General features: G+C 66.0%; 23 protein-coding genes, 2 tRNA genes and 1 riboswitch. Of the genes, 15 read left to right on the forward strand and 10 right to left on the reverse strand.

Translation table 11 applies throughout. The annotated features are described in order from the left end of the window. The first annotated feature begins 30 nt into the window (after window positions 1–30). The 4 genes from ACEQX1_RS13740 to ACEQX1_RS13755 all read left to right on the forward strand — a co-directional run bounded on the left by ACEQX1_RS13740 (window position 31) and on the right by ACEQX1_RS13755 (window position 2,286). Window positions 31–999, forward strand: coding sequence for a glycoside hydrolase family protein (locus tag ACEQX1_RS13740; protein WP_370194161.1), 969 nt, complete (start codon window positions 31–33; stop codon window positions 997–999). After that, window positions 999–1,283: a hypothetical protein gene (locus ACEQX1_RS13745; RefSeq protein WP_370194160.1), complete on the forward strand. Its 285-nt coding sequence runs from the start codon at window positions 999–1,001 to the stop codon at window positions 1,281–1,283. The genes ACEQX1_RS13740 and ACEQX1_RS13745 overlap by 1 nt, the downstream gene beginning before the upstream one ends. Before the next feature lie 317 nt (window positions 1,284–1,600). Further along, the gene (locus ACEQX1_RS13750; protein WP_370194159.1) at window positions 1,601–1,858 is read left to right on the forward strand and encodes a hypothetical protein; all 258 of its coding nucleotides are present in this window, start codon (window positions 1,601–1,603) and stop codon (window positions 1,856–1,858) included. Further along, window positions 1,855–2,286 carry a hypothetical protein gene (locus ACEQX1_RS13755; RefSeq protein WP_370194158.1) on the forward strand — a complete coding sequence of 144 codons (432 nt, stop codon included), beginning with the start codon at window positions 1,855–1,857 and terminating at the stop codon, window positions 2,284–2,286. Before ACEQX1_RS13750 ends, ACEQX1_RS13755 begins: the two co-directional genes overlap by 4 nt. 105 nt (window positions 2,287–2,391) lie before the next feature. Here ACEQX1_RS13755 and ACEQX1_RS13760 read toward each other — a convergent pair whose 3' ends face one another. The 4 genes from ACEQX1_RS13760 to ACEQX1_RS13775 all read right to left on the reverse strand — a co-directional run bounded on the left by ACEQX1_RS13760 (window position 2,392) and on the right by ACEQX1_RS13775 (window position 3,913). Further along, window positions 2,392–2,574 (reverse strand): hypothetical protein, encoded by a 183-nt coding sequence (locus ACEQX1_RS13760; protein WP_370194157.1) that lies wholly within the window; start codon window positions 2,572–2,574, stop codon window positions 2,392–2,394. Between the two features lie 204 nt (window positions 2,575–2,778). Further along, entirely contained in the window at window positions 2,779–3,027 is a 249-nt protein-coding gene (locus tag ACEQX1_RS13765; protein WP_370194155.1) for a hypothetical protein, read from the reverse strand. A 91-nt stretch (window positions 3,028–3,118) separates the two neighbouring features. Beyond that, window positions 3,119–3,195: transfer RNA gene (locus tag ACEQX1_RS13770), tRNA-Arg, on the reverse strand. A 76-nt stretch (window positions 3,196–3,271) separates the two neighbouring features. Next, complete coding sequence (locus tag ACEQX1_RS13775) at window positions 3,272–3,913, reverse strand: thiamine diphosphokinase (protein WP_370194154.1); 642 nt, start codon at window positions 3,911–3,913, stop codon at window positions 3,272–3,274. A 212-nt stretch (window positions 3,914–4,125) separates the two neighbouring features. After that, window positions 4,126–4,222: riboswitch (TPP riboswitch) on the forward strand. A gap of 50 nt (window positions 4,223–4,272) precedes the next feature. Between ACEQX1_RS13775 and thiB the strand changes: the two genes are divergently transcribed. From thiB to ACEQX1_RS13795, 4 genes are all read left to right on the forward strand, one after another. Next, window positions 4,273–5,307 carry a thiamine ABC transporter substrate binding subunit gene (gene thiB / locus ACEQX1_RS13780; protein WP_370194153.1) on the forward strand — a complete coding sequence of 345 codons (1,035 nt, stop codon included), beginning with the start codon at window positions 4,273–4,275 and terminating at the stop codon, window positions 5,305–5,307. A 30-nt stretch (window positions 5,308–5,337) separates the two neighbouring features. Further along, window positions 5,338–6,966 carry a thiamine/thiamine pyrophosphate ABC transporter permease gene (gene thiP / locus ACEQX1_RS13785; protein WP_370194152.1) on the forward strand — a complete coding sequence of 543 codons (1,629 nt, stop codon included), beginning with the start codon at window positions 5,338–5,340 and terminating at the stop codon, window positions 6,964–6,966. Beyond that, a complete protein-coding gene (thiQ, locus tag ACEQX1_RS13790) occupies window positions 6,963–7,697 on the forward strand; it encodes a thiamine ABC transporter ATP-binding protein (RefSeq protein WP_370194151.1) in 735 nt (244 codons plus the stop codon). Before thiP ends, thiQ begins: the two co-directional genes overlap by 4 nt. Before the next feature lie 215 nt (window positions 7,698–7,912). After that, on the forward strand, window positions 7,913–9,436 hold the full coding sequence (locus tag ACEQX1_RS13795; protein ID WP_370194169.1) for a M48 family metalloprotease: 1,524 nt from the start codon (window positions 7,913–7,915) through the stop codon (window positions 9,434–9,436). Window positions 9,437–9,525: 89 nt separating this feature from the next. On the opposite strand, the gene ACEQX1_RS13800 is transcribed toward ACEQX1_RS13795, so the two are convergent. The 3 genes from ACEQX1_RS13800 to ACEQX1_RS13810 form a co-directional block, all read right to left on the reverse strand. Further along, complete coding sequence (locus ACEQX1_RS13800; RefSeq protein WP_009210780.1) at window positions 9,526–10,395, reverse strand: RNA polymerase factor sigma-32; 870 nt, start codon at window positions 10,393–10,395, stop codon at window positions 9,526–9,528. A 351-nt stretch (window positions 10,396–10,746) separates the two neighbouring features. Continuing rightward, the gene (locus ACEQX1_RS13805; protein WP_024349824.1) at window positions 10,747–11,364 is read right to left on the reverse strand and encodes a CarD family transcriptional regulator; all 618 of its coding nucleotides are present in this window, start codon (window positions 11,362–11,364) and stop codon (window positions 10,747–10,749) included. A gap of 428 nt (window positions 11,365–11,792) precedes the next feature. Then, on the reverse strand, window positions 11,793–12,698 hold the full coding sequence (locus tag ACEQX1_RS13810; RefSeq protein WP_372521503.1) for a Crp/Fnr family transcriptional regulator: 906 nt from the start codon (window positions 12,696–12,698) through the stop codon (window positions 11,793–11,795). Between the two features lie 174 nt (window positions 12,699–12,872). Here ACEQX1_RS13810 and ACEQX1_RS13815 point away from each other — a divergent pair, with 174 nt between their 5' ends. Beyond that, window positions 12,873–13,973 carry a GGDEF domain-containing protein gene (locus ACEQX1_RS13815; protein WP_370194149.1) on the forward strand — a complete coding sequence of 367 codons (1,101 nt, stop codon included), beginning with the start codon at window positions 12,873–12,875 and terminating at the stop codon, window positions 13,971–13,973. A gap of 43 nt (window positions 13,974–14,016) precedes the next feature. Here the strand turns inward: ACEQX1_RS13815 and ACEQX1_RS13820 are convergent, their stop codons facing one another. After that, a complete protein-coding gene (locus ACEQX1_RS13820; protein WP_370194148.1) occupies window positions 14,017–15,186 on the reverse strand; it encodes a M20 aminoacylase family protein in 1,170 nt (389 codons plus the stop codon). Between the two features lie 236 nt (window positions 15,187–15,422). Between ACEQX1_RS13820 and ACEQX1_RS13825 the strand changes: the two genes are divergently transcribed. The 4 genes from ACEQX1_RS13825 to ACEQX1_RS13840 all read left to right on the forward strand — a co-directional run bounded on the left by ACEQX1_RS13825 (window position 15,423) and on the right by ACEQX1_RS13840 (window position 20,047). Next, window positions 15,423–16,790: a D-alanyl-D-alanine carboxypeptidase family protein gene (locus ACEQX1_RS13825; protein WP_370196938.1), complete on the forward strand. Its 1,368-nt coding sequence runs from the start codon at window positions 15,423–15,425 to the stop codon at window positions 16,788–16,790. Next, complete coding sequence (locus ACEQX1_RS13830) at window positions 16,787–17,953, forward strand: GTP-binding protein (RefSeq protein ID WP_370194168.1); 1,167 nt, start codon at window positions 16,787–16,789, stop codon at window positions 17,951–17,953. The genes ACEQX1_RS13825 and ACEQX1_RS13830 overlap by 4 nt, the downstream gene beginning before the upstream one ends. Window positions 17,954–18,089: 136 nt before the next feature. Beyond that, on the forward strand, window positions 18,090–18,641 hold the full coding sequence (locus tag ACEQX1_RS13835) for a DUF924 family protein (protein ID WP_370194146.1): 552 nt from the start codon (window positions 18,090–18,092) through the stop codon (window positions 18,639–18,641). A gap of 128 nt (window positions 18,642–18,769) precedes the next feature. Beyond that, window positions 18,770–20,047, forward strand: coding sequence for a GNAT family N-acetyltransferase (locus ACEQX1_RS13840; protein ID WP_372521506.1), 1,278 nt, complete (start codon window positions 18,770–18,772; stop codon window positions 20,045–20,047). 7 nt (window positions 20,048–20,054) lie between these two features. Here ACEQX1_RS13840 and ACEQX1_RS13845 read toward each other — a convergent pair whose 3' ends face one another. Continuing rightward, on the reverse strand, window positions 20,055–21,707 hold the full coding sequence (locus ACEQX1_RS13845; RefSeq protein ID WP_370194144.1) for an AMP-binding protein: 1,653 nt from the start codon (window positions 21,705–21,707) through the stop codon (window positions 20,055–20,057). A gap of 26 nt (window positions 21,708–21,733) precedes the next feature. Then, window positions 21,734–21,818: transfer RNA gene (locus ACEQX1_RS13850), tRNA-Leu, on the reverse strand. A 154-nt stretch (window positions 21,819–21,972) separates the two neighbouring features. Here ACEQX1_RS13850 and ACEQX1_RS13855 point away from each other — a divergent pair. Together ACEQX1_RS13855 and ACEQX1_RS13860 are read left to right on the forward strand one after the other, a co-directional pair. Next, complete coding sequence (locus ACEQX1_RS13855; protein WP_024349833.1) at window positions 21,973–22,554, forward strand: YqaA family protein; 582 nt, start codon at window positions 21,973–21,975, stop codon at window positions 22,552–22,554. Between the two features lie 11 nt (window positions 22,555–22,565). Then, complete coding sequence (locus ACEQX1_RS13860) at window positions 22,566–23,099, forward strand: disulfide bond formation protein B (RefSeq protein ID WP_370194143.1); 534 nt, start codon at window positions 22,566–22,568, stop codon at window positions 23,097–23,099. Window positions 23,100–23,141: the final 42 nt, after the last annotated feature.

Raw genomic sequence — 23,141 nt, forward strand, 5'->3', positions numbered from 1 at the left:
AAAGCCCTATCCTACCATAGGAGAAACACCATGGACACGTCCGCAAAGGGGCGCGCCTTCATGCGCGCGCACGAAGGCGATGTGCTGACCGGCTATCTCGACCCGGTCAGGGTTCCGACGATCGGAACCGGCGCCACCAACCGATCGCGCGTCGCGACTGCGTTCCTCAAGGCCATCGGCGTGCCGGGCGGCAAGATCGTCCCCGGCAAGACGAAGATCACCAAGGCGCAGAGTGACCAGATGTTCGCGGCGATGCTCTCGGGCGAATACGAGCCCCCGGTCGATCGCACTATGGCGAAGGGGCAGCGCCCGCCGAAGCAGCACGAATTCGATGCTGCCGTCTCGGTGTCCTACAACCTCGGCTCGGGTTCGCTCAATTGGGTGTGGATGAAGCGCTGGCTCGCTGGGCGCTATGCCGACGCCGCTGCCTATCTCTCGACGCACTACAATACCGCCAAGGGCCAGAAGCTGCCGGGCCTCGTCCGCCGCCGGAAGGAGGAAGCCGTGCTGCTCCGCGACGGGATCTATACGGGCATCGGCGATGTCGCCCCGGAAGGCATCCCCCGCACGGAGGAGCCGGTCGCACCGAAGCAGCCCGACCCGGTCGTTAAGGAAGCGCAGGAGATGCTGACCGAGCGCGGCTTCAATCCGGGCGCTATCGACGGCTGGTTCGGCGCGAAGACCAAGGCGGCGGTTCTCGCCTACCAGCGGGCACATCCGCATCTGGTCAACGACGGCATTCTCGGGCCGGCAACGATCGCTCAGCTTCGCCGTGACGCCATGGCGGCCAAGGAGGCCATCAAGAAGGGCGGCGGCGCGCTTGCCGGCTCCGGTGCGGCCGGAACCGCGGCAACGCTCGTCAGCGGCGTCCCCTGGCAGTGGGTGGCCTATGGCGTCGGCGCCGTGACGGTGGCCGCGCTGGTTTATGTCGCGTGGCGCTATCGCGATGTCATCGCCCGCCGCTGGAACACCATGCGCGGCAAGACGGTGGAAGTCTGATGCTCGGCTTCACCGGAGTGGCGAAGTGGGTCGCCATCGCCATCATCGTGACGATGGCAGGGTCGGCCGTCATCTGGGTCGTTTCCTCGATCCAGAATTCCGAGCGGGCGAAGATCGAAGCGGAGCGGGCTCAGAGCGCCGCCGACGCGGAACGGGAAAGGAACAAGGACGATGCGGCTCTTCGCAACCTGTCTGACTATGAGCTTTGCACTCGCCACCTTCGCGGGGTGCGCGACGACGACCCCTGTCGGGTCCTGCTCGGGGTTCCGCCCGAACAGCCTTAGCCCGGCGGGCACAGTCGCGCTCATCCAGTCGGATCGTGCCGGCATGGAGCGCGTCGAGGCGAACGACGAGAATGGCCGGCGCTTAGGCTGCTGGTGACAAGCGGAGACCGGAGAGGGTGCAACCTCCCGGCCTCCTGACCAACACCCTCGACTAGGAAGGGCGCCGGCTCCGGAAACAATGCGGGAGCGGCGGTTAATGGATCATGGACATCAACCGACACGATCCCACAGCCCGCCCGGCACGAGACGCGAAAGCGCTCGTCTAAGCCGTGGGCATCGCCCGAAGGCAACCGCCATGCAAACGACAGGTAGCGGCTTTGACACAACCGAAAGACGGCGACGAGGCGCTACACAAACTCCTCAATGCGATTCAGGATCGGCAGATCACCGTCTTCTCGGTGGAGGAGGCGGAAGCCCTCCGCGAAGTTGCCAAGGTCTGGCGGGCTGCTCGGTCCTCTGCATGGCTTGCGAGTGTTTTGGGCTCGGGCCTGAAATGGGCTGCCGGCATTGTCGTCCTGTGGATCGCGTTCAAGAACGGCCTCGCCGAGTGGCTTCAAGGACTTCTCAGCTCATGAAAAAATGGATCGTCAGCCCGGCCGTTGGCCTCATCATCGCCGCCCTGTTCATCGGCATCTTCAACATGACGGTGCCGGTAGCGTTCGGCATGACCGGCTATAATGAGCGCTTCGAGGGCGACAAGCTGCTGGTGGACGTGTGGGGCTTCAAGCTCAAGGACTGCGATCCGTACCCTGGCAGCTACGAGGGTCTGGCGCGCAATGGCAATGCGCTGCGGCCGGTGCCCTTCCACTTCGTTGACGACAAGACGCCGGACAGCTCCAAGCCCGTAAGCTGGTTCGGGATGCAGTATTTCGGGACGTGGGCATGGGACGTGTCCGCCTATCCCGAGACGCCCGCGGTGCAGATGAATATGGCCCATGTCTGCGGGGACCGCGTGGTGGACACGGTGCTTGGCCCGTTTGAGGTGCCGCCCCGACCGGCTTAGCCGGTTTACCCGTTTATGCGGAATCCCCGCTAAACCTGCTCAAATTCACTGCCGATATACCCAGCCCGCGCTGCCCTTGATTGGGTGGCGCGGGTTTTCTTGCGTCTAGGCCATGTCGCTCGGCGCGGTTCCACCCGCAGCCTCCAGCCGCTCCTCCAGTTCGCCGATGTAGGACTGGACTGCTCCGACCGGGCTGGTGCAGGACTTGTGCCGCTCAGGGACGGAAGCGCGCAGAAGCCGATCCCACTTCGCCAAGGTCTCTTCTGCGGTCTCTGCTCTCTCGCTCATCACCGTCTCCTATCCCATCTTCAACGCCGCATAGAGCAGGACCCCGACGACCAGCACGAAGCCAACCCACTCCCAGCGCTGATTGTATCGGATCCTCATCTGGCCCTCACCGGAAAATCTCGGCGACGATAAACCATGATCCCGGCCACAGCGCGAGGGTGACGACGAGGCCAAGGGCGACCCAGAGATATGGCACGAGGCGGGTCATCGCCCCGGCACCTTCGCCTGCACGATCATCACGATGTCTCGGCTGCCGCACCCGGAGCACTTCACCGGCGCACTCCACTGGATGAAGACCTGGGCGCGGCCCCAACGCCGTATGGCCTCATCCAGATCAAGGCCGAGCTTCCGATTGCAGGCGTTGCAGTACCACGCCAACCCCATCTCCTGGTCGGCCAATTTCCCCAGGGTGTCGACCTTGTTCTGGTCGGCAAGTGGGCTGTCGGCCACCATCGCCACGCTCCCGGCCGCGGGCCTGTCGCAACGCCTTCGCAACGAGTTCGCAACGCATCACCAGGCTCGACTATCAAGATGTTGAAAAGTCTGGTGATCCCGACTGGATTCGAACCAGTGACCCTCAGATTAGGAATCTGATGCTCTATCCTGCTGAGCTACGGGACCGACCGCGCGCAACCTAGTCGAAGGCGCAGGGTTCGCCAAGTCTGCTTGCGTCGCTCTCGCGCCGCGGGGTTGCGGATCATCGCACCTTGGGATCGGCCTGGGCGACGAGCAGCGCCGTGCCTTGGCGGATCGTCACGGCGATCGGCCCCAGCGCTTCGTTCGACTGTGTGAGGATCGAGTGGAATGGCAGGTCGACACCGTCGAGCGGCCATTTCGCGCCGGAGATCGTCAAGCCGGAAAGATCGGAGAATTTCAGGATCGAGAACTGCGTGCCGGGGGCAAGATCGAAGGAGCGACGGTCCGGTCCAAGCGGCCAGGCGCGTTCGATCCCGTCGAACAACTCCACGCCGACGCCGCGGGCGGCATAGCGCAGGGCCAGGATCAGGTGTGCGAAGGCGTGGTCGCTGCGCGGGCCGCCGAGCGCACCGACCAGAAGGACGCCGGTCGCGCCACGCGTCAGCGCCGCCTCGATGGCGATCTCGCCGTCGGTCATCGCCTTGTCGCGGGGATAGGGTTCGCGGGGCAGGCTGGTCAGTTCGATCGCCGGCCGCGGCGGGCTGGAATCGAAATCGCCGACCCAGAGTTCCGGCGTCACCTGCAGCTCAGCGGCATGACGCAGGCCGTCATCCGCGGCGATGACCCGCGTGCCCTTCACCGCATCGATCAGCGCAGGGGTCGGGGCGATATGGCCGGCAAGGAGAATGGAAAAGCGCGACATCGCGGCTCGCCTACAGCATCGGGCCGCAAACGCCAATCGGCTGCCGCGACATTGCTTTTGGATCGCCGGCGAGGGTATGGCCTGCCTGCCGCGCCGGCGCGCAGCCTGGCGGTCCGACGCGAGAGCTCGACGTAGGTGCAACGGCAGAGATGCCCCTTGCTCAAGAGGCGCGGCCGCCCTTGCCGGCAAGCGGTGTGACCTCTAAGTCTTCCCATGCTCACACGGGGTGCCTTCGGGCTGAGAGGCGCATGCCGACCCGTCGAACCTGATCCGGCTCATACCGGCGGAGGGATGCGGGCGTCGGCGGGTGTCTCGCGGATGCTTTCGTTTCGAAGGCCGCCGTATCGAAAGGCACCACCATGGCCCGACCTGTCTCCTCCTCGCCTCTGTCCATTCGCCATCTCGGCGTTTGCGCGGCCGCCCTTCTGGCCGGTGCGAGCAGCGCGGTCGCCCAGGCCGACAAGCCGGTGCTCACCGTCTATACCTATGAGAGTTTCACGCCCGAATGGGGGCCGGGCCCGAAGATCGAGGCGGGCTTTGAAGAGGTGTGCGCCTGCGACCTGCAGTTCGTCGGTCTCGAAGACGGCGTCGCGATCCTCAATCGTCTCAAGCTCGAAGGGCCCTCGACCCAAGCCGATATAGTCCTCGGCCTGACCACCGATCTCATCCCAGAGGCCAAGGCGACCGGCATGTTCGCGCCGAGCGGGGCGGATCTCTCGGGGCTCGACGTGCCGACCGGCTTCTCGGACGACATCTTCGTCCCCTACGACTATTCCTATCTCGCCTTCGTCTACGACAGCGAGGCGATTGCCGAACCACCGGCGAGCCTCGACGATCTGGTCAATGGCGATCCCGAGGTGAAGATCGCCATCGAGGACGCGCGGACCTCGACGCCCGGCCTCGGCATGATGCTGTGGATGAAGAAGATCTATGGCGACGAGGCCGCTGCCAAATGGGAGCAGCTGTCGAAGCGCATCCTGACCGTGACGCCGGGCTGGAGCGAGGCCTATGGCCTGTTCACCAGCGGCGAGGTGCCGATGGTTCTCAGCTACACGACATCGCCCGCCTACCACATGATCGAGGAAGACACCGACCGCTATCAGGCCGCGGCCTTCGCGGAGGGCCACTACCTGCAGATCGAGGTGGCGGCAATGCTGAAGACGACCGAGACAGCCGAACTGGCGACGCGCTTCCTCGACTACATGCTGACCGCCGAGGTGCAGTCGCTGATCCCCACCACCAACTGGACGTTGCCGGTCGCGGACGGCATCGATCTGCCGGAGGCGTTCGGCCGCCTGGTGCAGGTGGACACGCCCCTGATGATCGATCCGGAAACGGTGGCGGCGAACCGCAAGGCGTGGACGCAGGAATGGCTCGAAGCGATCGGCCGCTGACGATCGAGCGCGCGTCCCGGTGAGGCATTCATGACCGGTGCTGCGGATCGTGCCTGGCGGATCGGCCTCGGCCTCGGCGCTGCCGGCATCCTCGTGGGCTTCCTGGCCGGCGCCTTCGTCGTGCTTATCCTTGCGACGGGCGCCTCGCCAGATTTCCGGGCGGTGGCCGGCGATCGCTATCTCCTCGGGGTCGTCCTGTTCACGCTCGAGCAGGCGGTGCTATCGACGCTCCTGTCGGTGGCAGGGGCCATCCCCCTGGCGCTGACCCTGCATCGTGCCCGCTTTCCCGGTCGCCGTGCAGTGCTGCGCCTGTTCCTCCTGCCGCAGGTGTTGCCCGTGCTGGTCGGCGCGCTGGCGATCCTCACCATCTGGGGTCGCAACGGCCTCGTCTCGGACGCTCTTGCGACGATCGGACTGGCGCGGCTCGACATCTATGGTCTCTCGGGCATCCTGATCGCCCACGTCTTCTTCAACCTGCCGCTGGCCGCCCGGCTGATGCTGGCCGGGCTCGACCGCGTGCCGGCCGAGAGCTGGAAGCTCGCCGGGCAATTGTCGCTGAGCCCGCTGGCCACGTTCCGGCTTGTCGAATGGCCGGCCCTGCGCGGTGCGCTGCCGGCGGCCGCGAGCCTGATCTTCATGCTCTGCGTCACCAGCTTCACTCTGGTTCTGGTTCTGGGCGGCGGACCCGGCGCCACGACGCTGGAAGTCGCGATCTACCAATCGCTGCGCTACGACTTCGATCCCGGCCGTGCGATCACGCTGTCGCTCGTCCAGATCGGCCTGACGGCGATCGTCCTGTGGCTGGCGACCCGGCTTGGCGGCGATGTCGCCGCCGGTTTCGGCCTGGGCGGCCGTGCGCTGCGCTACGATCGCCGCAGTCCTGCCCGGGCCGTGCTGGACGCGCTCGTGCTGCTCCTCGGCATCGGCTTCGTCCTGGCGCCATTCGTCGCCGTGGTGGTGCACGGCCTGGAAGCGGACCTGGCGCGGTTGCTGGCCGATCCAGCGGTCCATCGTGCCGCGATCACCAGCATTGTCATCGCGACGGCTGCCGCGCTTCTTGCGATGACCGTCTCGCTGGCCATCGTCCTCGCCACCGAGGCGCTGCGCAACGCGCCGGCGGACCGGCTGACCCGACGCAGGCAGGCGCTTGGCAACGGTTTGGAGACGACGGCCAGTCTCGTGCTCGTCGTTCCCCCCATCGTGGTCGGGGCCGGCTGGTTCCTGGCGCTGCGGCAGGTCACCGACGTCTTTGCCGCCGCGCCCTATGTCGTGGTTGCCACCAACGCGGCGATGGCCGTGCCTTTCATCGTGCGCATCGTCGGGCCGGCGCTGGCGGCAGCCAACCAGGCGACCGGCCGGCTGGCCGACAGCCTCGGCCTTGCAGGCCTGTCGCGGCTGCGGGTCGTGGACTGGCCGGTCCTGCGCGCGCCTGTCGCGCTCGGCTTTGCCTTCGCGCTGGCGATCTCGCTCGGCGATCTCGGCGCCATCGCCCTGTTCGGCAGCCAGGACCTGGTCACCTTGCCCTATCTCCTGCTGCAACGCATGGGCAGCTATCGCACGGCCGACGCGGCCGGACTGGCGCTGCTCCTCGGCATCCTGTGCCTGTCACTGATGGCGCTGGCCGAGCGCGGTCTTGCACGAAGGGACCATCCGGCATGAAGAAGGCCCTCGTCCTCGACGATGTCCGCTTTGCCCATGGCGGCAGCGAGATGCGCTTCGATCTTGCGGTGGAGGCCGGCGAATGGCTAGCGGTCATCGGTCCGAGCGGTGCCGGCAAGTCGACGCTGCTCGACCTCGTCGCGGGATTCGCTGCGCCCTCCGCCGGCACGATCGCCATCGACGGACGCGCGATGGCGGGTGTCGCGCCGGCGGAACGCCCGCTTAGCATCGTCTTCCAGGACAACAATCTGTTTCCCCATCTCGACGTCTTCCGCAATGTCGCCCTCGGCATCGCCCCCGATCTCCGGGTGGCTGCTGCCGATAGACGCCGCGTCGAGGCGGCTCTGGACGCGGTCGGGCTGGCGGGCTTCGGAAAGCGGCGTCCGGCCGAGATGTCGGGCGGCGAAAGGCAACGCGTGGCCCTGGCGCGGGTCTTCCTGCGGGATCGGCCGCTTCTCCTTCTCGACGAGCCCTTCGCCGCACTTGGCCCTGCTCTTCGCCGCGAGATGCTGGCGATCCTGACCGAATTGCGGGTAGGGCGCGCGGATCCGCCGGCGATCGTCATGGTCACGCACCATCCCGAGGATGCTGTCGGCCACGCCGACCGGACGGCATTTCTGGACGCCGGCGAGATCGCGGCGATCGGGCCGACGCGTACTTTGTTGGCCGGAGACGGCGATCCGCGGGTGGCACGCTATCTCGGCACTCTGGCGCCCGGGGAACGACCTTGACCCCGACCGACAAGAGACCGGCCGGCTAACTTCGCGACTGACGTATTTCCGGCGGATTTTACCGATAGCGGACAGGGGAAGGCACGAGGCAAAGCGGCGGCGCTTTTTCGTAATCTGTTGCTGATCGATCCTAACCCGTGTGACAGCGGTTCGGATAAGCCTTGAGTCTCGGGAAGCGAAGCGGTTCTGTGGGGGCGACGATCGCAGCGATGGCAATGAACTCCGGTCCTGGTCGTGCGGGACGCCTTGTGCGCCGCATGATCGGCGGTGTCGCGCTCGGCGCGTTGCTGGCGACCGGCGCCTGCACCACGATCGAAGCGGGGCTGGATGGGCTATCGCCCGCCAGCAGCAGCGTGCAGGCGGGATATGCCGCGACGCGTCGTCCGATCACCTTCGAGAACGTCCAGCGCAGCGATCCGCAATCGGTCATCGGACGCTCCCAGCACCCCAAGATCCTGGCGGCCTATGGCGGCGCCTATTCCGATCCCAAGCTGGAGCGGACGCTGGCCACCATCGTCGGCAAACTGGCTGCCCAGACCGACGATCCGAACCGCGCCTATCGCATCACCATCCTGAACTCGCCCAACGTCAACGCCTTCGCGCTGCCGGGCGGCTACGTTTACATCACCCGTGGTCTCGTGGCGCTGGCCAATGACTCGGCCGAGGTGGCTGCAGTGATCGGCCACGAGATGGCGCATATCACCGCCAATCACGGCATCGAGCGCCAGCAGCGCGAGCAGGCCGCCGAGATCGCCAGCCGGGTCGTCAGCGAAGTGCTGGCGGGCGAGCCGGCCGGGCAGGTCGCCCTGGCGCGCGGCAAGCTGAGCCTTGCCCAGTTCTCGCGTCAGCAGGAGCTGCAGGCCGACATTCTCGGCATTCGCCACATCGCCAAGGCCGGTTTCGATCCGTTCGCCGCAGCGCGCTTCCTGCAGGCGATGGATTCCTATGCCAAGATCCGCACGGCGTTCCAGGCCGGCGATCCCGAGCTGGACTTCCTCGCCTCGCATCCGTCGGCGCCGCAGCGCATCGATCTCGCCAACCGCCATGCGCGCGAATACGGCCAGCCGGGTACGGGGACGACCGATCGCGACCGCTATCTGGCGGGCATCGACGGCATGCTGTTCGGCGATTCCGCCGTCGAGGGATATGTCCGCGAGCAGCGATTCTATCATCCCGGGCTCGGCATCACCTTCGAAGTGCCGAAGGGCTTCGTCATCGACAACACCGCCGAGGCCGTGCTGGCGAGCGGCCCCAACGACACAGCGATCCGGTTCGATGGCGTCGCGCTGCCCAAGACCACCGGCCTCGTTGACTACGTCAACAGCGGCTGGATCGGCGGGCTCGACCCGTCGAGCATTCGCGCCTTCAAGATCGGCAATCTCGACGCGGTGTCGGCCCGGGCCGAGGGCGGTGAATATGTCTTCGACGTCACCGTGGTGCGGGTCGGCGGACAGGTCTATCGCTTCCTGACGGCCGTGCAGGCGAGTTCCGCCGGCACGGCGGCCGGGATCGCGGGCAAGGTCGCGAACTCGTTCCGGCTTCTCTCGACGGCGGAGAAGGAGAGCCTGAAGCCGCTGCGTATCCGGATCGTCACGGCGTCGGCCGGCGACAGCACGGCTTCACTGGCCGCCCGCATGGTTGGCGTCGAGGGAAAGACGGCGATGTTCCGGCTGCTCAACGATCTCGATGCGAATGAGAACGTGAAGCCCGGCACGCGATACAAGATCGTCGCCGAGTAGCTGGTCGGCCACGAGGCGCCAGACTGCGATCCAACGAAAAAGGGGCGCCCGATCGGGAGCCCCTTTTTCGTTCGAAGTGATGCTGGCGATCAGCTCACATAGGCACTGCGGTCGGCGTTGGTCTCGAGCAGCGCGGCGCGCAGCTTTTCCAGCGCACGGGTCTCGATCTGGCGCACCCGCTCCTTGGAGATGCCGAGCTTGGTGCCCAGCGCTTCCAGGGTTGCGCCGTCGTCCTGCAGGCGGCGCTCGCGGATGATCTTCAGCTCGCGCTCGGACAGGACGTCGAGGGCACTGTGCAGCCAGGTCACGCGACGCTCGTCGTCGATCGACACGGAGACCATCTCGTCCGGCAGGGGCGAGTTCGACACGAGGAAATCCTGTCGGTCGGCGCTGCCGGATTCGTCTTCCATCAAGGGGGCGTTGAGGGAGGAATCAGGGCCGGACAGCCGCGAATCCATCAGCGCCACGTCGCCCTCCGACACCTTCAGTGCCGTCGCGATTTCCTTGTACATGGCGCTGCCGGTCACGCCGCCGTCGGCGCCTTGGCTGAGCCGTGCCCGCAGCCGGCGCAGATTGAAGAAGAGAGCCTTCTGGGCGGAGGAGGTGCCGCCGCGAACGATCGACCAGTTGCGCAGGATGTAGTCCTGGATCGATGCCCGGATCCACCACGTCGCATAGGTCGAGAAGCGCACTTCCCGCTCCGGCTCGAACCGTGCCGCGGCCTCGAGAAGACCGACATGGCCTTCCTGGATGAGGTCGTTCATGGCGAGGCCGAAATGGCGGAACTTGGCGGCCATCGAGATGACGAGGCGCATATGGGCGGAGGTAATCTTGTGAAGGGCTTCCTGGTCGCGCTTTTCCTTCCAGCGCACCGCCAGTTCGTACTCTTCTTCGCGCTGCAGGTACGGGGCGGACATGGCCGCGCGGATCAGCGTACGGCGAGCGGACTGTGACTTCATCGGTTACCCTCCGGTCAAGCTTATGAGGCGCTGTGGCCTACCGAGCGAGGCTGCTTGCGGGTTCACGCGTCGGTGTTCATGAAACACGGACTGGCCGCAAACGTTCCCGGAGGGGAAAACTTTTTTGGCTTAGGTAGCGGAGGTGCCGTATTCGGCAAGGGAACCGGGCCGATGGCGACCGGCGCGCAAGATCGCGCAAAGGCGATCAGGATCGCCGTGCGCTGAGCCTATGCCAGTTTGCGCGCAGAGGCAACGATGGCGCTCGGGGCCCTGCGCCACAAGAAAGGCCGGCGCACCTTGCGGTGGCCGGCCCGGCTTCGTCCGTGGACGAAAGGTAGGTCGAAGGTGGCCTCAGGCGGCCTTTTCCTGTTCGTCGGTCTCGCCGGTGGCAGCCGCCGGTGCATCGGCCTCGCCTTCGGCTTCCGCTTCTTCCTCACCCTTGGCGACGCGCTTCGGGCCCTTGTTGAGGTTGAGCTCGATCAGCTGCACAGCCTCGGTCTCGGAGACCTCGTTGACGGCCGCGAGTTCGCGGGCCATGCGGCCGAGCGCGGCTTCGTAGAGCTGGCGTTCGGAATAGGACTGCTCGGGCTGGCTGTCGGCGCGATAGAGGTCGCGGACCACTTCGGCGATCTGGATCAGGTCGCCCGAATTGATCTTGGCATCATATTCCTGGGCGCGGCGGCTCCACATGGTCTTCTTCACGCGGGCGCGGCCCTGCACGACCTTCAGCGAGCGCTCGACGAAGTCCGTTTCAGAGAGTTTGCGCATGCCGACGGATTCGGCCTTGGCGACCGGGACCTTCAAGCGCATCTTGTCTTTCTCGAAGTCGATGACGAAGAGCTCGAGCTTCATGCCCGCTACTTCCTGCTCCTCGATCGCTACGATCTGGCCGACGCCATGAGCCGGATAGACGATGCTCTCTCCGGTCTTGAAACCCTGGCGGTTGGAAGCCTTCTTCTGACTGCTCATACGCTTTTTTAAACTCCCTGTTGTGCCTGGCCGCGGCAGCCGCTAGACACGGGTGGCGGCGCAGGCGCCGCCGTTTGCTTGGGGCCCGGTGGTACTTGCCGGACCGCAGTCGATCGGTGTATTCGCCTCCCGTGTTCCCGCATGAGCGCCGCATGGACCGAGCGGTCGCAAGCGGACGGACATTCTTCTCGGTAGGGGAAGCATCCTTTTCGGACAGGCCCGAGAGCGCTGGACGGCGTCAAGAGCTGGCCATGAGGCCGACTGTGTGACGACCCTACACCAATCTGACGAAAAATTCAAGGTTTCTGCCACTTAGGCGGTCGTTCGTCGCGGCGCAGCATCCGCGCGGCGCGATTCGCGCCCTGCTACGTCGTGCGGGTTCCATCCACCTGTCTGCGACGCAGGCATCGGCGGGGTGGGCGCGGCCTTCAGTTCCCCTTCGGCGAACCCGGTACCATGTGCACCTCCTGGCGAAAGTGCAGGTATTGCGGATCGAAGTCGCCGACATGGGCGAAGGCGGACCAGTCCTTGATCGTCATGCGGGAACGTTCCCGCTCGATCAGGTTCTCGGCCTTGAATTCCTGCAGCACCCGGTTCACCGTCACGACGGTGAGGCCAAGCGCATCGGCCAGTTCGTGCTGGGTCAGCGGGAGATGGTAGACGAGGTCCGGCGCGAGCTGCACCGCCCGCAGCCTGACCGCGAGTTCGCAGAGAAGATGCGCGGTGCGGCTCTTGCCGGACAGGCGGCCGAGCCCGACGATCCATTCACGGAAGATCGCGCCGTCGATCAGTGTTTCGAGCCACAGGGCGGCGGCGACATTGGGCCGCTCCCGGCAGAGGTTCCAGACGGCCTTGTGGGACACGAACCCCACGCGCGAAGGGGTCGTGGCGGCGAAACTGTGGTCCATCCGGCGGATATGCAGGCTGTGCAGATCCGGAATATCACCCGGGACGTTGAAGGCGATGATCTGCCGGCGGCCATCGCGAATGTTGCGATAGCGATAGGTGAAGCCTTCGATGAGGATACAGCAATGGGAGACCGTCTCGCCTTCGCTGACAATGTCCGTGTCGGCAGCGACGTCGCGAACGGCGATGGGCAGGGCCGACAGCGCTGCGCGGTCATCGTCGTTCAACTCCGCGATCATGTCGAGGCGGGTGATCAGCTTTCGATGGGCGTCAGTCGCCAATGCACATCCTTCCATTCCGTCGAGAGTGAGGACGATGGCATTCCGTGCCACAGCCTCATTCTGCTTGACCGACACCTTCGGCATGACAGGCAAATGGTTTGCCTGCAAGACACGCTGCCCGCTGCCTGGGATGGTTGCATCATGCAATGGTGATGACGGGCGATCTACCCGTCTGGAGTAGGCAAATCGTTGCCCGGATACCGGACATTAACCGTTTCGAACAAAATTACCGGCATAGTCGAACGAGTTCAATGATCCGATTGACCGAGCGCTGTGGCCCATCTTGACCTCATCCTAGTGCTGCTGAACGGGCTTGGCCTGATGGCGCTGATCGCCCTGGCGTTCGGTACCATCGAGCGCCTGATGTCGGACCCGGCGCTGAAGCGGTGGCTGCATGCGCCTGTGTTCGCGATGGGCACCGTCGCCGCGATGCTCTCTCCTGCTCATCTCGCCGACGGCATCATCGTCGATACACGCTGCGTCATCGTCGCCTTGGCGGGAGCGTTCGTCGGCTGGCCCGCGGCGCTGGTGGCAGGCCTCGCCGGTGCGATCTACCGGTTGGGGCTGGGCGGTGCTGGTGCGCCCGTCGGCGTCGCCACGATCGTGCTGGCCGCCGGCGTCGGACTGATCTGGGGCCAACTGTACCGGCACGGCCAGACCGCGCGGCGTCGTCATCTCGTCGTGCTCGGCCTGCTCGTATCGGCTCATATCGGGTTGTTCGTCCTGCTGCCGTTGCCGGATCCGCTGGGTTTCACCCTGAACCTGATCCCCTTCGTGGTGCCGACCTATGTCGCGGGCGTCTTCGTGATGGGGTCGATGATGCAGCGGGAGACCCGCATGATGCGGCGCGAACAGAGCCTCGAGGTGGATGCCTTCACCGATGCCCTGACCGGCTTGGCGAACCGTCGGGCATACGACGCGCTGATCGCGGAGGAACTGGCACAAGGACGCGGCGCCGATATCGGCGTGTCGCTGCTCGTCGTGGATTTCGATCATTTCAAGCAGGTCAACGATACTTACGGACACGAGACCGGCGACGAGGCGTTGAAGGCCGTCAGCCGCATCCTGCGGTCCTGCGTACGCGAAGGCGACTATGTCTGCCGCCATGGCGGCGAGGAATTCACTGTGATCCTGCCGCAGACCGGACTGCCGCAAGGCCGGCGCACGGCCGAGCGCATCCGGCACGCCATCGAGACGGCATCGCTGATCGCCGGTGACCAGAACCTGTCGCTGACGGTCAGCATCGGCGTTGCCGGAGCGCCGCAGCATGGCGACGATCCAAATACGCTGTATCGCTGCGCCGATGCGGCGCTCTACGAAGCCAAGAGCGCAGGCCGCGACCAGGTGGTTGTGTATGGGCGCCCTCAACTGCGCGAGATCGTGTCGCTCGACGAAAGAGAGGGCCTGGCGCTCGCCAGCTGACGCATTCTCCTGCCGATAACGGCCTGAAGAAAGGCGGCGCCCCTTAGCTTCGGGCGAGGGCGGCCTCGGCGAGGCGCTGCCAGTAGCTGGCGCCGAAGACGAGAGCGTCGTCGGCGAAGTCGTAGCTGGCGCTGTGCAGGCTGGCGCTGTCGCCATTGCCGATGAAAACGTAGGCTCCGGGGCATTTTTCCAGCATGTAGGAAAAATCCTCGCCGGCCATCAACGGCGGCGCCGCCGCATCCACCGCATCGGCCCCGGCGATGTCGGCGGCGATCCCGGCGCAGAACTCGGCCTCCGCCGCGTCGTTGATGGTGATCGGGTAGTTGCGATCGTAGTCGACCCGCACATGCGCGCCATGGGCGGTGGCGATCCCCTGCGCGATCTCGCGAATCCGGGCTTCGGCCAGTTCCCGCAGTTCGAGCGACAGCGCCCGTACCGTTCCAGACACGATTGCCTCGTCTGGGATCACATTGTGGGCGAAGCCGGCATGGAACTGGGTGACGGAGACGACCAGCGACTGCAGCGGATCGGCATTTCGCGCGACGATCGCCTGCAGCCCCTGGACAATGGCCGCGCCGACGACGATGGGGTCGACCGTGCGATGGGGGAGGGCGGCATGGCCGCCGCGCCCCTCGACGGTGATCGCGAACTCGTCCGTCGAGGCCATGATCGGACCGCCCCGCATGCCGAACCGGCCGACCGGCATGCCCGGCAGATTGTGCATGCCGTAGACGCGGCTGAGCGGCAGTCGCTCAAACAGCCCGTCATCGATCATCGCCTTGGCCCCGGCGCCGCCTTCCTCTGCAGGCTGGAAGATCAGCGCTACCGTCCCGTCGAAGGCACGTGTTTCGCAAAGGCTGCGGCCGGCGGCGAGCAGCATCGTCGTATGGCCGTCATGGCCGCAGGCATGCATCATGCCGGGCACCTTGGACGCATAGGCGACGCCCGTCTCCTCGGTGATCGGCAGCGCGTCCATGTCGGCGCGAAGGCCGATCATCGGCCCGTCCGCACCGCTGCGGCCGTGCACCAGACCCACGACACCCGTCCGGCCCATTCCGGTGATCACCTCGTCGCAGCCGAAGTCGCGCAGCTTGCCGGCAACGAACGCCGCAGTCTCGTGGACCTCGTAGAGCAGTTCGGGACGCTGGTGCAGGTGCTGGCGCCAGCCGGCGATCTCCGGTTGAGCATCCGCGATTCGGTTGTTGACAGGCATGGGCGACTTTCCGACTCTCTGGTTCGGACCTACAAGGGAATGCGAGGTCGATGCGTCAACCCGGCATTGCCATGCTTGGGACACAGCCCAAGGTTAGGCGCCCGTCTGCTTTATCGGATCGACGAAAAACGGCAGCCTGACCGCAATCAATGAAGGAATCCAGCGTGAAGACGCGCGCGTCCCGACCATTTCCCGTTTTTCCCCTCGTTTGCCTTCTGGCGCTTGTTCTCGCTGTCGTGCCCTTGGCCGGCGATGCCGCACGGGCCCAGGCAGCGAAGGTCGACGCAGCCGCGACGGATACGGCGCCGCCGATGGCCTCGATCGTCGTGGACGTGGCGACGGGCAAGGTCCTGTCGCAGCAGCATGCGACCGAACGGCGCTATCCGGCTTCGACGACGAAGCTGATGACGGCCTATCTGGCGCTGAAGGCGCTTCGCGAATCCCGGCTGTCGCTCGACTCGCCGGTGATCGTCACGCGACGTTCTGCCGCCGAAGCTCCCAGCAAGATGGGGTTCAAGCCGGGCTCGGTGATCCGTCTGGACTTCGCCCTGCGGATGATGCTCGTGAAGTCGGCCAACGACATTGCCTATGCCATCGGCGAGACGGTCGGTGGATCGATGGACGAGTTCGTCTCGATGATGAACGATGCCGCCGCGCAACTCGGCATGCAGGACACCCGTTTCATCAACGCCAACGGCCTGCCGGGGGAAGGACAACATACCTCCGCCAAGGATCTCGCCATTCTGGGTGTTGCGATCCGCCGCGAATTCCCGGCCTTCGCCGATTATTTCGGTACGGAGGCGATCTCCAACGGCACGGCCATCTTGAAGAACGGCAACAAGTTGCTCGGTCGCTTCGACGGCGCCGATGGCATGAAGACCGGTTACATCTGCGCCTCGGGCTTCAATCTCGTGTCGTCCGCGACCCGCAACGGCCGCACGCTCGTGGCGGTAGTGATCGGTGCAAACGGCACCATTCCGCGCGAACGGCTGTCGGCCGAAATCCTCGAGGCGGGCTTTGCAACCGATCCCGCCTCCGTCGACATCCGGGTGGACGAGTTGCCGGTCGCATCCAGCACCGAGCCGCTGGATGTCTCCGACTACATCTGTTCGGCAGAAGGCCGCACGGCGCGGGCCAACGAGCGCGTGGAGGAGCGCGATCGCGAGGAGACCTTCGGCTCTCCCTACCTGCGCGATCTCGACCGCTCGCCGGTAGTCTTCCGGGTCAGTCTCGGCGGCGCCGCCGGTAACGCAATCGCAGAGCCCGGCATCTCGATCATCTCCGCCTATGGCATTCCGCTGCCGACCCCACGCCCCGACTATACGCCGGCGCCGGCCGCCGAAGTCGATGCGACGCCGCAAGTGCCGGCACCAGCCGATGCGCCCGTGCCGGCGGCACCCTCCGGGGAGGCGGTCGAGGCCGACGAGAAGGAAGTGGTCGTAGAAGCCACCGGCTCGGGGGATGTCGACGGGCCGAGCACGGATCTCGGGGTCGATCGAGACGGCAAGACCTCACGGCTCGCCATCCGGCGTGACGACACTGGCGATCTGCGCAAGGCGACGACGGCGCCGGTGCCGAGCGCCGCAGAACGGCCGGCAAACTGACCCGCGCCCCGATCCGCCTTACCGTCCTCACCGGCTTCCTCGGTTCCGGCAAGACGACGCTACTCAACCGCCTGCTTGCCGAGCCGGCGGTCACGAACACGGCCGTCGTGGTCAACGAATTCGGCGAGGCGGGCATCGACCAGCTTCTGATCGAGACCGCGTCCAGCGATGGTGTGATCGAACTGTCGGACGGATGCCTGTGCTGCAGCGTGCGCGGCGAACTCGTCGAGACCCTTATCGAACTGGCGGAGCGCCCCCGGCCCGGCGGCGAGGCGCCTCTCGAGCGGGTGATCGTCGAGACGACGGGGCTTGCGGACCCGGCACTGATCCTGGCGTCGCTGATGGCGCAGCCGGCGCTGCTCGAGGCTTATGTCCTCGATGGCGTGATCGCCGTCGTGGATTGCCTTGCCGGGAGCCGCAATCTTGCCGAGCGCAGTGAAGCACGCCGGCAGGTCGCCGTAGCCGACCGCGTCGTCGTTACCAAGGCCGACCTCGCCGACCAGGGCGCGCGGTCTGCGCTCGATGCGGCCGTACAACGGCTTAATCCTGGAGCCGGGCGGGTCGACGCAGGTGATGGCCTGCCCCTGGCCGACCGGCTTCTGCATTGCGGTCTCTACGATCCGGCCACCGGCGTGGTGGATGCCCGGCGCTGGCTGGGGCTCGCAGATGATGCCGAAGTCCGGTCGGAGGCGAATTGCGATGGCGTGCACGCAGACTATGCACACCACGCAGGGCATCACCACCATGGCCCAGGTCACGAACATGCGGGCGACAGCCATCACCATGGCAGCGTCCGGTCGTTCTCGCTGGTCGAAGCAAACCCTGTCGCCTGGGAAGCGGTCGAGGCGTTTCTCGACCTGCTGCGCGCCACGCAGGGCGAGCATATCCTTCGAATGAAGGCTATCGTCCATCTGCGCGAGGCGCCGGATCGCCCCGTCGTCCTGCATGGTGTTCGCGAGTACCAGCATCCCCCGGCGCAACTTGCCGCCTGGCCGCAGGGGACCCGCCGCGAGACGCGCATCGTCCTCATCGGTGAGGCGTTGCCTGAGAATTATGTCCGCGATCTCTTCGCCGCTTTCACCGGCGGCGCGCGCATCGACGCGCCAGATCGCACGGCATTGGAAGACAACCCGCTTGCTGTGCCGGGCTACAGCTTTCCCTGAGCGGCTCGGTCACCGGTCACCTTGCAGCGGGAGGGCTGTGCAGAGAAGCCAAACCGGTTCGATCTTCTTTCGCAGTGGCCTCGATCCTATCTGGTGGCGGTGCCTGAAACCCCCGTTCCCGCAATGAAGGTCCGACATGAGCGAGTATGCGATCGATCCCCAGATCATTGTCGATTTCTGGCGAGATGCTGGACCTGAGCGGTGGTTCGCCAAGAGCGATGCCTTCGATGCGACGATCCGGCAGCGTTTCGGCGATATCTACGAGCAGGCGGCAGCGGGCGACCGCGATGCCTGGATTGAAGAGCCGACCGGGGCTCTGGCGCTAGTCATTCTGCTGGACCAGTTTCCGCGCAACATCTTCCGCAATTCGCCGCAGGCCTTCGCCACCGATGCGAAGGCGCTGGCGATCGCCCGAACGGCGCTTGCCCGCGGCGACGACGGGATCGTGGGTGAGGATCTGAACGCGTTCCTCGCAATGCCGCTGATGCATTCGGAGAATCTCACGGATCAGGAAGCCTGCGTGGAGTGGATGGAAACCATCGGCGGGGCGGGCAACCGCAAGGCCGCTGCCGAGCATCGCGACATCATTGCGCGGTTCGGCCGATTTCCGCACCGAAATGCCGTCCTCGGGCGCCAATCCACCCCCGAAGAGCTCGAGTTTCTTGCCTCAGGGGGATTTTCCGGCTGATTCCGGGTGAAGTCCGTACTTTTTTAAAGTCCTCGGCATATGCCTTGTTAAGCCCCTCCCGCTACTTTGTAGCCGACTACGCATGATGCGTGGCCAGCGGATCAGGCAGGGGCTGCTGAAGGTGACCCATGGTAGCCAAACCCTCGATGAGTGATCTCATCGGCGGACTCCCGCCGATGGCCTCGGTCGTGCCGCTGCACGAGGGCCCGGTGAATGCGACTCCCGAACTCGATCTGACGGTTCCGTTCGGCCGCGTCTCGCGCCATCTGTCGATCTATGCACCGAATGCGGTTTTCGGCCTGATCGACGAACTGGCCCATCTCTCGCGGCGCGCGATCGAACCCAACGTATTCTTCGACCCGCAGTTTCTCGCACCGGCAATGCCGCGACTCGACGACCGCAAGGTGCGTCTCATGGTCGTGCGCGACGAGAAGGGCAGCCGCAGCCGGCTTCGCCTGCTGATGCCTTTCTCGGTCGAGCGGTCGGCCTTTATTGGTGGCGTCGCGACGATCCGTGCCTGGACGCATCCCTTCGGTCCCCTGGGAACGCTGCCGGTGGACGGCGACGATCCTGCCGGCACGCTGTCGAATTTCCTGTCCACCCTGACCGCCCCCGAACTCGGCCTGCCCGACGTGCTCGTCATTCCGGACGTGCGTATCGACGGACCGATGGCCACGACGCTGCTCGCCGCCGCCGCGAAAGCCGGTCTGCCGACGGCCGTCGCCAACCGTGTGTCCCGCGCAGCGCTGATCAAGAGCGCCGACACCGTGCGGCCAAGTCCGCTGTCCGGGCGCCGCCGCCGGGAACTCGCCCGCCAGACCCGTCGTCTGTCGGCAACCGGTCCGGTGTCGCTGGAGACTGCCCGGCAACCCGACGACGTGCGGCTGGCGCTGGAGGATTTCTTCTCGCTCGAGGCAAGCGGATGGAAGGGCCGCGCGCGGACCGCGCTGATCATCGACCGCTACCGGTCCGCCTTCGCCCGCGAGGCGATCAACGCGCTCGCACAGGACGACCGGGTCAGGATCTATACGTTGAAGACAGGCAGTCGCCCCGTGGCGAGCCTCGTCGTGCTCGTCGATCGCGGACAGGCCTACACCTGGAAGACCGCTTATGACGAGGCTTTTGCCGCTACGTCTCCGGGCCAGCAGATCGTCGCCGCCGCGACGCGGGCATTGCTCGCCGATCCCGCCGTCGAGCGTGCCGATTCCTGCACTGTCCCCGACCATTTCGTGATGAACCGCTTCTGGCCCGATCGCATTGCGGTGGGCACGATCGTCGTTGGCTTGACCCCGGAGACCGGGGCGCGCGTCGACAAGGTTGCCCGGGGGCTGGCCTCCATGCGCCGCTCGCGCAATCTCGCGCGCATCATGCGCCAGCGCGTGCAGGGGATGCTGTCCTTCCGCTGACCGGCCTTCAGGCTGCGCTCGCCTTCGCCGCGTCCTGCGCCTCGCGCGCGGCACGATCGCGGAATTCACGCCGCACGATCTTGCCACTTGTCGTCAGCGGCATCGCCTCGACGAAGGCGATTTCGCGCGGATATTCGTGCGCCGACAGACGCTCGCGCACATGGAGCTGGATTGCGCGGGCAAGATCCTCGCCGGGCGCGTGGCCGACAGCGGGGACAATGTAGGCCTTCACGATCTCGGTGCGCAGCGGATCTGGCTTGCCCACGACGGCCGCCATGTGGACGGCCGGATGGGCGAGCAGGCAATTCTCCACCTCTCCCGGTCCGATCCGGTAGCCGGCAGAGGTGATGATGTCATCGTCGCGCCCGACGAATTCGACATAGCCGTCCGCGTCCATTTGTCCCTGATCGCCGGTCAGGAGCCAGTCGCCGCGAAATTTATCGCTTGTCGCCTTGGGGTTCCGCCAGTAGCCGAGAAACATGACCGGGTCGGGCGCGGCGATCGCGATCGTGCCGGTGGCGCCGCGTGGCACTTCCTGGCCGTCGGCATCGACGATCGCCACCTTGTGGCCGGGCACCGGCTTGCCAATGGCCCCGGCGCGGGAGACGCCGAAGGCGGCCGCCGATCCCAGCACCATGTTGCACTCGGTCTGGCCGTAGAATTCATTGACGGTGACACCGAGAATGTCACGCGCCCAGACGAAGGTGTCGGCGGGCAGCGTCTCGCCGGCCGAGCCGACCGTGCGCAAATCGAGCCCGGCGAGCGCCTCAGCATTTGCAGCGCCTTTCATCATCCGCAGCGCCGTCGCCGGCAGGAACGCGTTGCGCACCTTCTGCCGCACCATCAGCGCGAAGGCCGCGGCCGGGTCGAAGCGTTCGCGCGAATAGACGACCGGTACGCCGAGCAGCAGGGACGGGAGCAGCGCGTTGAGAAGACCGCCGGCCCAGGCCCAGTCGGCGGGCGTCCACATCCGGTCGCCGGCCTCCGGCATGTTCTCATGGTGAAAGCGCATGCCCGGCAGATGGCCGAGAAGCACCCGGTGCCCGTGCAAGGCGCCCTTCGGGGAGCCGGTTGTGCCGGAGGTGAAGATGATCATCGCCGGATCGTCCGGCGTGGTCTCGGCGATGGGCGCCATGCCCGCCGCCGCGCGTTCGAGATCGGCGAGTTCGGGCAGGTCGCCTCGCGCTTCCCCGACGGTGACGACGTCGGTGAGATCGGGCAGGGCCCCGGTGATCTCTTCCAGGACCGGCAGGCCGTTCGCGTCGATCACCACCAGCTTCGCGCTGCTGGCATGCAGCCGGAACTCCAGCGCCTCGGGTCCGAAGCGCAGCGCCAGCGGCACGGCGATGGCGCCGAGGCGGTAGACGGCCAGATGGACAATCACCGTTTCGAAGCTCTGCGGAAGGACGATCGCCACCCGGTCGCCGCGCGTCACGCCGCGCGCTGCGAAGGCCGCGGCCAGCCGCGCAGAGCGCCGCGCCAACTCGCCATAGCTCATCGTCGCCGCCGGCTCGGCACCGCGATCCTCGATCAGACAGATCCGATCCGGCGCGTCGCGGGCCCAGGCATCGGCACAGGCCTCGGCGATGTTGAACCTGGCCGGCAAGTTCCAGTGGAACCCGGAATACAAGAGATCGTAGGGGGTGTCGGTGGTCGTCATGGCGTTCCGAGACTGTGCCGGAACATTGGTGCCCCTGGCCGGGATCGAACCAGCACTCCTTGCGGAACGCGATTTTGAGTCGCGCGCGTCTACCAATTCCGCCACAGGGGCGAACGGTTCAGATCCGTTCGTTGGCGGACTATAGCCGCGGCGCCCTTCGGGTCAATGGTCCGTGCATCGGCTTTCGCTGTCCGTTGCGTTCGCCTGCCGATCGTCCTATGCGGGCGACAGGGTCAGCCCCGTTTTGCTTCCACGGACATCCGCCATGCTCCGCCGCCTCTATGACTGGGTCATGTCGCTTGCCGCAACCCGCCATGCCGAGCGCGGCCTGGCCGCGGTCTCCTTCATCGAAAGCTCCGTTTTCCCGATCCCGCCGGATGCGCTGCTGATTCCGATGGTCATCGCCCGGCCACGCAGCTGGGTGCGGATCGGGCTCATCTGCACCGTCGCGTCGGTGCTGGGCGCGTTTCTCGGCTATGCCATCGGCGCCCTGTTCTTCGACCTGATCGGCCAGCCCATTCTGGAGATCTATGGCAAGGCCGACGCCTTCGCCGAACTCAGCGCCCGCTACAACGCCTGGGGCGGCTGGGCCGTGCTCTTCGCCGCGCTGACGCCGTTTCCCTACAAGGTGCTGACCATCTTCTCCGGCGTCACCGGGCTGAACCTCGTCACCTTCACGATCGTCTCGATTGTCGGTCGCGGCCTCCGTTTCTTCTTCGTGGCCTGGCTGTTGCAGCGCTTCGGCGCCCCGATCCAGGGCTTCATCGAGAAGAATCTCGGGCTGCTCTTCACCCTCTTCATGATCCTTCTGTTCGGTGGCTTCGTCGCCGTTCGCTATATGATGTAACGGATGATGGCATGGCACTGACTGACCGCTTCCAGCGCCCGACCGGCTTTCGACAGACGCTGGCTTCCGGCTTCCTCCTCGCCGGGACCGCGATCACGGTCGGCACGGCGCTGCTGTTCCAGTATGTCGGCGGCTACATTCCCTGCGCGCTGTGCCTGCAGCAGCGCATTCCCTACTACGTGGCGATCCCGCTTGCGCTGGTCGCCTTCGTGGCGGCTGCGGGCCGCGCACCGGCGCTCCTGACCCGGCTGCTTCTCCTGGTGATCGGCGTGATCATGCTGGTGTCGCTGTATCTCGGCGTCTTCCATGCCGGTGTCGAATGGGGCTACTGGCCCGGCCCGACAGACTGTGCGCAGGTTGGCGGGGGTGATCTGGGCGGCGGCGACCTCCTGTCGGCGATCGACGCCATCCGGCCGCCCTCCTGCGACGAAGCGGCGGGACGCTTCCTCGGCCTGTCCTTTGCCGGCTGGAACGCGATTGCTTCGGCCCTCTTTGCCGCCATCGCGCTGCGCAGCGCGGTTGCCAAAGCCGATCGCTTCGCCTGAAGCATCCGCCGGGCCTGGCGGGCCGGCGCTCCCCTGAAAGCG

It is taken from the genome of Aurantimonas sp. (assembly GCF_964217435.1).
In the GTDB taxonomy this organism is placed as follows: Bacteria; Pseudomonadota; Alphaproteobacteria; order Rhizobiales; family Rhizobiaceae; genus Aurantimonas; species Aurantimonas coralicida.

Excerpts from the sequence above, each read along its gene's own strand:
- ACEQX1_RS13740 (WP_370194161.1), top strand. The coding sequence starts at position 31 with ATGGACACGTCCGCAAAGGGGCGCGCCTTCATGCGCGCGCACGAAGGC.
- ACEQX1_RS13745 (WP_370194160.1), top strand. The coding sequence starts at position 999 with ATGCTCGGCTTCACCGGAGTGGCGAAGTGGGTCGCCATCGCCATCATC.
- ACEQX1_RS13755 (WP_370194158.1), top strand. The coding sequence starts at position 1,855 with ATGAAAAAATGGATCGTCAGCCCGGCCGTTGGCCTCATCATCGCCGCC.
- ACEQX1_RS13760 (WP_370194157.1), bottom strand. The coding sequence starts at position 2,574 with ATGAGCGAGAGAGCAGAGACCGCAGAAGAGACCTTGGCGAAGTGGGAT.
- ACEQX1_RS13765 (WP_370194155.1), bottom strand. The coding sequence starts at position 3,027 with ATGGTGGCCGACAGCCCACTTGCCGACCAGAACAAGGTCGACACCCTG.
- ACEQX1_RS13775 (WP_370194154.1), bottom strand. The coding sequence starts at position 3,913 with ATGTCGCGCTTTTCCATTCTCCTTGCCGGCCATATCGCCCCGACCCCT.
- thiB (WP_370194153.1), top strand. The coding sequence starts at position 4,273 with ATGGCCCGACCTGTCTCCTCCTCGCCTCTGTCCATTCGCCATCTCGGC.
- thiP (WP_370194152.1), top strand. The coding sequence starts at position 5,338 with ATGACCGGTGCTGCGGATCGTGCCTGGCGGATCGGCCTCGGCCTCGGC.
- thiQ (WP_370194151.1), top strand. The coding sequence starts at position 6,963 with ATGAAGAAGGCCCTCGTCCTCGACGATGTCCGCTTTGCCCATGGCGGC.
- ACEQX1_RS13795 (WP_370194169.1), top strand. The coding sequence starts at position 7,913 with ATGAACTCCGGTCCTGGTCGTGCGGGACGCCTTGTGCGCCGCATGATC.
- ACEQX1_RS13800 (WP_009210780.1), bottom strand. The coding sequence starts at position 10,395 with ATGAAGTCACAGTCCGCTCGCCGTACGCTGATCCGCGCGGCCATGTCC.
- ACEQX1_RS13805 (WP_024349824.1), bottom strand. The coding sequence starts at position 11,364 with ATGAGCAGTCAGAAGAAGGCTTCCAACCGCCAGGGTTTCAAGACCGGA.
- ACEQX1_RS13815 (WP_370194149.1), top strand. The coding sequence starts at position 12,873 with ATGGCGCTGATCGCCCTGGCGTTCGGTACCATCGAGCGCCTGATGTCG.
- ACEQX1_RS13820 (WP_370194148.1), bottom strand. The coding sequence starts at position 15,186 with ATGCCTGTCAACAACCGAATCGCGGATGCTCAACCGGAGATCGCCGGC.
- ACEQX1_RS13835 (WP_370194146.1), top strand. The coding sequence starts at position 18,090 with ATGAGCGAGTATGCGATCGATCCCCAGATCATTGTCGATTTCTGGCGA.
- ACEQX1_RS13840 (WP_372521506.1), top strand. The coding sequence starts at position 18,770 with ATGGTAGCCAAACCCTCGATGAGTGATCTCATCGGCGGACTCCCGCCG.
- ACEQX1_RS13845 (WP_370194144.1), bottom strand. The coding sequence starts at position 21,707 with ATGACGACCACCGACACCCCCTACGATCTCTTGTATTCCGGGTTCCAC.
- ACEQX1_RS13855 (WP_024349833.1), top strand. The coding sequence starts at position 21,973 with ATGCTCCGCCGCCTCTATGACTGGGTCATGTCGCTTGCCGCAACCCGC.
- ACEQX1_RS13860 (WP_370194143.1), top strand. The coding sequence starts at position 22,566 with ATGGCACTGACTGACCGCTTCCAGCGCCCGACCGGCTTTCGACAGACG.